Source organism: Microbacterium hominis (assembly GCF_013282805.1).
Lineage (GTDB): Bacteria > Actinomycetota > Actinomycetes > Actinomycetales > Microbacteriaceae > Microbacterium > Microbacterium hominis_B.
In genome coordinates, this window is sequence record NZ_CP054038.1 from 3,901,113 (window position 1) to 3,908,277 (window position 7,165).

Sequence of the window (7,165 nt, forward strand, 5' to 3'; positions counted from 1 at the left end):
TCACGACGCCCCGTAACCCGATTCGCCGATTTCCTCGAGGATCCGATTCAGATCCTGAATGCTGGCGAAATCTATGCTGATCTGGCCTTTCTTTGCGCTCAGCGCGATCCGCACCCGGGTGTTGAGGCGGTCGCCGAGTCGCCCGGCGACCTCGTCGAGATGCGCGCGTCGCGAACCGGCCTGAGGTTTTGCAGAACGCTGCGGGCCGGCATCCGTCATCTTGGCCGCCTGCTCGGCGGCACGCACCGAGAGGTCCTCGTTGACGATCTTGTCGGAGAGCTTCTGCATCGCCCCGGTGTCGCCGAGCGAGAGGATCGCCCGCGCGTGTCCTGCGCTCAGCACACCGGCTGCCACGCGCTGCTGCACGGGCATCGGGAGCTTCAGCAGTCGGATGGTGTTGCTGATCTGGGGACGGGAGCGCCCGATGCGCGTCGCGAGCTCTTCCTGCGTGATGCCGAAGTCTTCGAGGAGCTGCTGATAGGCCGACGCCTCTTCGAGCGGGTTGAGCTGCGAGCGGTGGAGGTTCTCGAGCAGCGCGTCGCGGAGGAGGTGCTCGTCGGCCGTGTCGCGGATGACGGCGGGGATCGAATCCAAGCCGGCTTCCCGCGCGGCGCGGGTGCGACGCTCACCCATGATGAGCTCGTACGTGCCGTCGACAGCGGGGCGAACGACGACCGGCTGGAGCACACCGAACTCCCGCACACTGTGCACGAGCTCAGCGAAGTGCTCGGGATCGAAGTTGGTGCGCGGCTGGCGCGGGTTCGGAACGATCGCGTGCGGGTCGATGTGTGCGAGGTGCGCACCCGGCACCGCGACCAGCTCCGCGGGGGAGTCGTTCTTGTCGCTGTCGGCGTCGGTCGTCGCGTCCGACTCGGGGCGCTCGGCAACAGCGACGGCACGCGGGAAGAAGACGTCGGCGGGACGACCCTCACCGGGTCCACCCTGCTCGCTCGTCGGTATCAGCGCGCCGATGCCACGCCCCAGTCCTGTGCGCTTCGCCATCAGGCTCCCCCTTCGTTCACGCGCGCGGGCTCGCGCTGAATCATCTCCACGGCTGCTTCCCGATACGCGATCGCGCCGGCCGACTGACCATCGTAGGCGATCACGGTCTGCCCGAAGCTCGGCGCCTCTGAGACGCGGACCGAACGCGGGATCACGGTGTGAAGCACCTGATCGGGGAAGTGCTGACGCACCTCGTCTGCGACCTGCTGCGCCAGACGCGTGCGCGCGTCGTACATGGTCAGCATGATCGTCGACAGGAAGAGTCCGGGATTGAGGTGCTTCTGGATCATGCGCACCGTGCCCAGGAGCTGGCTCAGTCCCTCGAGCGCGTAGTACTCGCATTGGATGGGGATGAGCACTTCGCTCGCCGCGGTGAATGCGTTGATCGTCAACAGTCCGAGCGAGGGCGGGCAATCGATGAGCACGAAGTCGAGGTGCTCGATGTCCGAAGCGAGGTAATCCTCGAGCGCCGTGCGCAGCCGGTGCTCGCGAGCGACCTGGGAGACGAGCTCGATCTCGGCGCCGGCCAGGTGGATCGTGCTCGGCGCGCAGAGCAGGTTGGGCGACTCCGGGCTGACCTGCACGATGTCCGCCAGCGGGAATTCGTCGATGAGCACGTCGTAGACGCTGGGCGTCTCCGCGGTGTGGGGGACGCCGAGCGCAGTGGAAGCATTCCCCTGCGGATCGAGGTCGATGACCAGAACGCGCGCACCGACGGCCGCGAGGGCAGCTGCGACGTTGACCGCCGTGGTCGTCTTTCCGACGCCGCCCTTCTGGTTGGAGACCGTCATCACTCGGGTCGTTCCGGAAAGGGTGACTTCAGCGCTCTCGAGCGCGCGGCGGCGGGCGGAAAGATCCGCGAGCTCGCGTGCGAGGGGCGTGTCGTCGAAGGCGGTGGATGCCGAGGCTTCCGTGTCTTCGGACTGTTTCACGTGAAACACTCTCCCTTTTCACCGCTCGACAACAACGCATTCCACTCTACTTCCCCCACCCCCATCCCGAGCCTCAACCCCCTGTCCCGCCCGCGATCAACCGGGTTGTTTCACGTGAAACGTGCAGTGATCGAGCAGCACCCGAAGTCCGCACCCCATCCGGTGATCGAGTAGCGACCGAAGGCCGCGTATCGAGATCCCGGCGGCCGGTGTTTCACGTGAAACGTGTGGTGATCGAGTAGCGACCGAAGGCCGCGTATCGAGATCCCGGGTCTCGATACGGTTCCTCCGTCGGCTACTCGACCACCGTGAGAGGTTCGGTGATCGAGTAGCGACCGAAGGCCGCGTACCGAGATCCCGGCGGCCGCTGTTTCACGTGAAACAACCGCGGTCGACTATCGAGCACGGCCGCGTACCGAGATCCCGGGTCTCGATACGGCTCCTTCGTCGCCCACTCGACCACCGTGAGAGGTTCGGTGATCGAGTAGCGACCGAAGGCCGCGTACCGAGATCCCGGCGGCCCGTGTTTCACGTGAAACAAACGCGGTCGGGTGCCGAGCACGGCCGCGTACCGAGGTCCGGGTCTCGATACGGCTCCTTCGTCGCCTACTCGACCACCGGCAACGTCCCGGTGAGGATAGGACGCTGCACTGTGAACGCGATGTTCCACGTGAAACGTGCGGTGATCGAGTGGCGACCGTAGGCCGCGTATCGACATCCCGGCGGCCGGTGATTCACGTGAAACAACCGCGGTCGAGTATCGAGCAAGGCCGCGTACCGAGATCCCCGGGTCTCGATACGGCTCCTCCGTCGCCTACTCGACCACCGTGAGAGGTTCGGTGATCGAGTAGCGACCGAAGGCCGCGTACCGAGATCCCGGCGGCAGGTGTTTCACGTGAAACAACCGCGGTCGGAAGCCGACGCGTGTCGAGATTCGTGCTGCAGCCGGCATCCGCGGCATCCCCATCCTGTCCTCCCCGGACGATGTCTGACCGAGTTGCATCAACAGAAGGGGTGAAGCCGCCTCGACCGCCGAGTCGTAAGTGAAGATCACCTCATGGCATTCATGTACATCCTCGAGTGCGCTGATCGGTCGCTATACGTCGGCAGTACGGTGAATCTCGAACACCGCCTCTTCCAACATGAGAATGGCGAGGGTGCCCGTTACACCCGCACACGGCTGCCCGTGAAGCTGCTGTACTGCGAAGAGTTCGAGAGCGTGTCGGACGCCTTCGCCCGCGAGAAGCAGGTGCAGAACTGGGGCCGAGCAAAGCGACTCGCTCTGATCAAGGGGCAGCACGAAAAGCTGATCCGGCTGAGCCGAAAGCCGCCGCGGGCGAGTGGTTGACTCGAGGGGGACGTTGCGGGCAACCTGACGAGCTCGACTGATCGAGCGACGTTGCGTTGCCTCTGGATCTCGATACGCGGCCTTCGGTCGCTACTCGATCACCGGAGCGTCAACGGTGGTCGAGTAGGCGACGAAGGAGCCGTATCGAGACCGCGATACGCGGCCTTCGGTCGCTACTCGATCACCGGACGTCGACAGTGGTCGAGTAGGCGACGAAGGAGCCGTACCGAGACCTCGAACTCGATACGCGGCCTTCGGTCGCTACTCGAACACCGGAGCGTCGACGGTGGTCGAGTAGGCGACGAAGGAGCCATACCGAGACCTCGATACGCGCCCATCGGGCACTACTCGATCACCCGACGTTTCACGTGAAACGCGGCGATCAGCGGGAGACGATGGCGCGGAGCACGCGTGTCGGCTCGGAGATCACGCCTTCGCCCACCACCTCGACGCGCACGTCGGAAAGGCGGAACTTGCGGATTTGCTTCTGCGCAGCCTCGATCTCGCCGGCGACGCTCGCGCCCTTCAAGAAGATCAGCTCGCCGCCATCACGCACGAGGGGAGCGGTGATCGGCACAAGCGTCTTGAGCGCACTCACCGCGCGGGCCGTGACCGCGTCGAGAACCGGACCACCACGCCAGTCCTCAGCACGGGCGCGCATCACCTCGACATTCGTCAGGCCCAGCGCATCGACCTGCTCGGTGAGCCACGCCACGCGGCGCTCCATCGGCTCGATCAGCACCCACTCCACGTCGGGCCGCGCGATCGCGAGCACCAGCCCGGGAAGACCGGCACCGGATCCGACGTCGCCGACGCGCCCGGAGAACAGGGGAGCGGCGATCGCGCTGTTCAGGATGTGACGGGTCCACAGCCGCGGAAGCTCGAGAGGCCCGATCAGCCCGCGCTCTTCGCCGTGCTCACCGAGAGCCGCCGTGAACGCACGCGCCAGGTCGATGCGGTCGCCGAAGAGCTCCGCGGCCGCGGCCGGCTCCTGCTCGATTTCGATCATCGATGTTTCACGTGAAACGGCGACGAAGTCAGCCGCGACGGATCACGGTGTGACGCTCGGCGCCCTCACCGTAGGACTCGGAGACGAACCCGCGCTCGGCGACGATGTCGTGAACGAGCTTGCGCTCGTACGACGACATCGACGGAAGCGAAGCCTGGGATGCACCCTCGTCGAGACGCGCGATCGCCCGATCAACCAGACGTGCGAGCTCACGCTCCCGCGTGTCGCGCGAGCCGCCGATGTCGAGGATCAGACGAGAGAAGCGGCCGGTCTGGTTCTGCACGGCGATCCGCGTCAGCTCCTGCAGCGCCTGCACGGTATCCGGCGCGGAGAGCAGCTCCAGGCCGTCGTCGTCGCCTGCTTCAACGGTCACGTACGCGCGACCGGCGCGCACGTCGAGAGCCAGGTCGCCATCGACGTCGACGATGTCGAGGAGGCCCTCGAGGTAGTCGGCGGCGATGTCACCCTCCTGCTCGAGCTGCTCGACGGTCGCAACGGTGCGCTCGCTCGACGCATCCTCAACGGCGGCGAACTCAGGTGTGGTGGTCATCGTTTCCTCGAGATCGGGGGAGAGGGACACGTGTCAGGACGCGGCGCCGGCGGAGTCGCCCGCGGCGGCATCCGGCTTCGGAGTGGCGGGACGGCCGTTCGTGCCGGGCTGCTTCTGCGCCTGCTTCTTGGCGCGCTGCTTGCCGACCGGCTGCTGGCGCTTGGGGGCCGCGGCCTTGGCGCGCTCGGCCTCTTCGTACAGGCGCTGCTGCTCGGCGAGATACTTCTCCATCGGCACGACCTTGCCCGACGCGTCGATGGCCTTGCCCTTGCGGGCAAGTCGCTCTTCACGGGCCTTCGCGGCATCCGAACCAGGCGTCGGCATCTCGCGGATCACGAGGAACTGCTGGCCCATCGTCCAGAGGTTCGACACGAACCAGTAGATGACGACACCCAGTGGGAAGAAGACACCCGAGAAGACGAAGGCGAACGGAAGGACATAGAGCATGACCTTCTGCATCTGGTACGCCTGGCCGGTCTTGGCCTCGGGGGAGAGGTTCTTCGAGATGATCTGCAGCTGCGTGAAGAACTGCGACAGGATCATCAGCACGACGAGCGTGACGAGGATGATGATCGCGGCGGTGTTGTTGCTGTTGACCGCGTCGATGAGGGTCTCGTGCAGCGAGGCGACGCCGAAGAGCTTGGCGTTGTAGAACTCCGCCGTCAGCTCTGCGTTGAGCAGTCCGACACCGCCGACGCCATCGTTGTAGTGGCGCGTGACGTCGTTGAGCACGCTGAAGAGCGCGAAGAACACGGGCATCTGCACCAGCAGCGGCAGGCAGGAGGAGACGGGCGTCGTGCCGTGCTTCTTGTACAGGGCCATCGTCTCGCGGCTCATCGCCTCGCGAGAGAGCTGGTCGCGCTTGCCCTTGTACTTCTCCTGGATTTTCCGCAGTTCAGGAGCGATTTCCATCATCTTGCGCTGGCTCTTGATCTGGCGCACGAAGAGGGGGATGAGCGCCGAGCGCACCACGATCACGAGGCCGACGATCGACAGCACCCAGGTGATGCCGTCTGCCGGGGGCAGACCGACCGCGGTGAACAGCCAGTGCCAGAAGACGAGGACCGCCTCGACCGCCCACTTCAGCGGCCAGAGGATGATCCCGAACAGGTCGAACCCGCCGCCGGTGTCGGCGGGGGCGGAAGTCGAGGCGAGCAAGAGATCCATGCGGAGGATCAGTCCTTTCCGGTGGGGGAAGGCACGACGAACCCGTGTCGGGTGAGCGCGTGACGGAAGTGCGAGTGGGCCGGGACGTCGTCGACGCCGCCCTGCGCCCAGGGGTGGCAGCGGCCGAGGCGCGCCGCGGTCATCGCGGCGCCCTTGACGGCACCGTGCTGCTGCACGGCGCCGACCGCATACGCGGAACACGACGGGAAGTACTTGCACACATCGCCGTAGGTATGCGAGATCGTCGCGCGATAGCCGTGAAGGAGAGCGAGCACCGCATTGCGCGGAAGAAGAGGGATGCTGCGCAGGAGACCCGATGCCTCGAACTGCGCGTCGCCCAGGGCGTACGAAGGCAGAACGCTCATGCCGCCCTCCGGGCGAGACAGCGCGTGACCTCGGCGCGAAGGTCGCCGAAGGACGCGGAAGCCGCGCCTGGGAGGGCGCGGATCACGATGTCATTGCCGGCGCCGACAGCCGGGAGGGCGTCAGCGCAGACGGCTTTGAGGCGCCGGCGTACGGTGTTCCGTACGACAGCGCCTCCCACCTGCTTGCTCACGATGAATCCGAACCGCGCGTCGCGCCGGTCATCGCCGGACGAGATCACATAGGTCACGGTGTGCGCTCCGGCACACCGGCGGCCCCGACGGACAACGGCCTTGTACTCCGCTCCGCGGGTGAGTCGGTTCGGCCTCGCGAGCACCGCTCGGGTCTTAGGCCGAGAGCTCGGTGCGGCCCTTGGCGCGACGAGCCGAGAGGATGCTGCGGCCGGCGCGGGTGCGCATACGGGCGCGGAAGCCGTGCTTCTTGGCGCGACGACGGTTGTTGGGCTGGAAGGTGCGCTTGCTCATGGGATCTCTTCCGATCAGGGCCACCGGGACGCTCAGACCGGGGACACGTGCTTACAGGGACTGCCGCGAGGGCATAAGTCAACCGATTAAGGCTACGTCGAGATCCTCGTTAACTCAAACCGAGCGTGGCGAACCCGCAATTATGCACACGCGCGGCGTCCGATCATGGCAGTGACACGCGGGCGGTTCGACAGGCGGTTTGCTCCCGCGTCGGCCTCTGACTACGGTGAACTCGGCAAGTTATCCACAGGCGGCGCTCGTGTCTTGCGTCCGACGACGCCTGCGCCGCATCATCATCCCGGGGGGGCC

General features: G+C 66.1%; 9 protein-coding genes. 1 reads left to right on the top strand and 8 read right to left on the bottom strand.

Annotated elements, in window-relative coordinates; translation table 11 throughout:
• Together HQM25_RS17530 and HQM25_RS17535 are read right to left on the bottom strand one after the other, a co-directional pair.
• Positions 1-1,002, bottom strand: a complete 1,002-nt coding sequence (locus tag HQM25_RS17530) for a ParB/RepB/Spo0J family partition protein (protein ID WP_172991408.1) — start codon at positions 1,000-1,002, stop codon at positions 1-3.
• Positions 1,002-1,934, bottom strand: coding sequence for a ParA family protein (locus tag HQM25_RS17535; RefSeq protein WP_254359441.1), 933 nt, complete (start codon positions 1,932-1,934; stop codon positions 1,002-1,004). The genes HQM25_RS17530 and HQM25_RS17535 overlap by 1 nt, the downstream gene beginning before the upstream one ends.
• Positions 1,935-2,991: 1,057 nt before the next feature.
• Here HQM25_RS17535 and HQM25_RS17540 point away from each other — a divergent pair.
• Positions 2,992-3,282 carry a GIY-YIG nuclease family protein gene (locus HQM25_RS17540; RefSeq protein WP_172991409.1) on the top strand — a complete coding sequence of 97 codons (291 nt, stop codon included), beginning with the start codon at positions 2,992-2,994 and terminating at the stop codon, positions 3,280-3,282.
• Between the two features lie 382 nt (positions 3,283-3,664).
• Here the strand turns inward: HQM25_RS17540 and rsmG are convergent, their stop codons facing one another.
• The 6 genes from rsmG to rpmH are packed head-to-tail and all read right to left on the bottom strand — an operon-like array spanning position 3,665 to position 6,856.
• Positions 3,665-4,291 carry a 16S rRNA (guanine(527)-N(7))-methyltransferase RsmG gene (rsmG, locus tag HQM25_RS17545; protein WP_172991410.1) on the bottom strand — a complete coding sequence of 209 codons (627 nt, stop codon included), beginning with the start codon at positions 4,289-4,291 and terminating at the stop codon, positions 3,665-3,667.
• Between the two features lie 28 nt (positions 4,292-4,319).
• Positions 4,320-4,841, bottom strand: coding sequence for a protein jag (locus HQM25_RS17550; protein ID WP_172991411.1), 522 nt, complete (start codon positions 4,839-4,841; stop codon positions 4,320-4,322).
• A gap of 33 nt (positions 4,842-4,874) precedes the next feature.
• The gene (gene yidC / locus HQM25_RS17555; RefSeq protein ID WP_172991412.1) at positions 4,875-6,008 is read right to left on the bottom strand and encodes a membrane protein insertase YidC; all 1,134 of its coding nucleotides are present in this window, start codon (positions 6,006-6,008) and stop codon (positions 4,875-4,877) included.
• Between the two features lie 8 nt (positions 6,009-6,016).
• A complete protein-coding gene (gene yidD, locus HQM25_RS17560) occupies positions 6,017-6,373 on the bottom strand; it encodes a membrane protein insertion efficiency factor YidD (RefSeq protein ID WP_172991413.1) in 357 nt (118 codons plus the stop codon).
• Entirely contained in the window at positions 6,370-6,708 is a 339-nt protein-coding gene (gene rnpA / locus HQM25_RS17565; RefSeq protein WP_172991414.1) for a ribonuclease P protein component, read from the bottom strand. The genes yidD and rnpA overlap by 4 nt, the downstream gene beginning before the upstream one ends.
• Before the next feature lie 10 nt (positions 6,709-6,718).
• Entirely contained in the window at positions 6,719-6,856 is a 138-nt protein-coding gene (gene rpmH, locus HQM25_RS17570; protein WP_005054680.1) for a 50S ribosomal protein L34, read from the bottom strand.
• Positions 6,857-7,165: the final 309 nt, after the last annotated feature.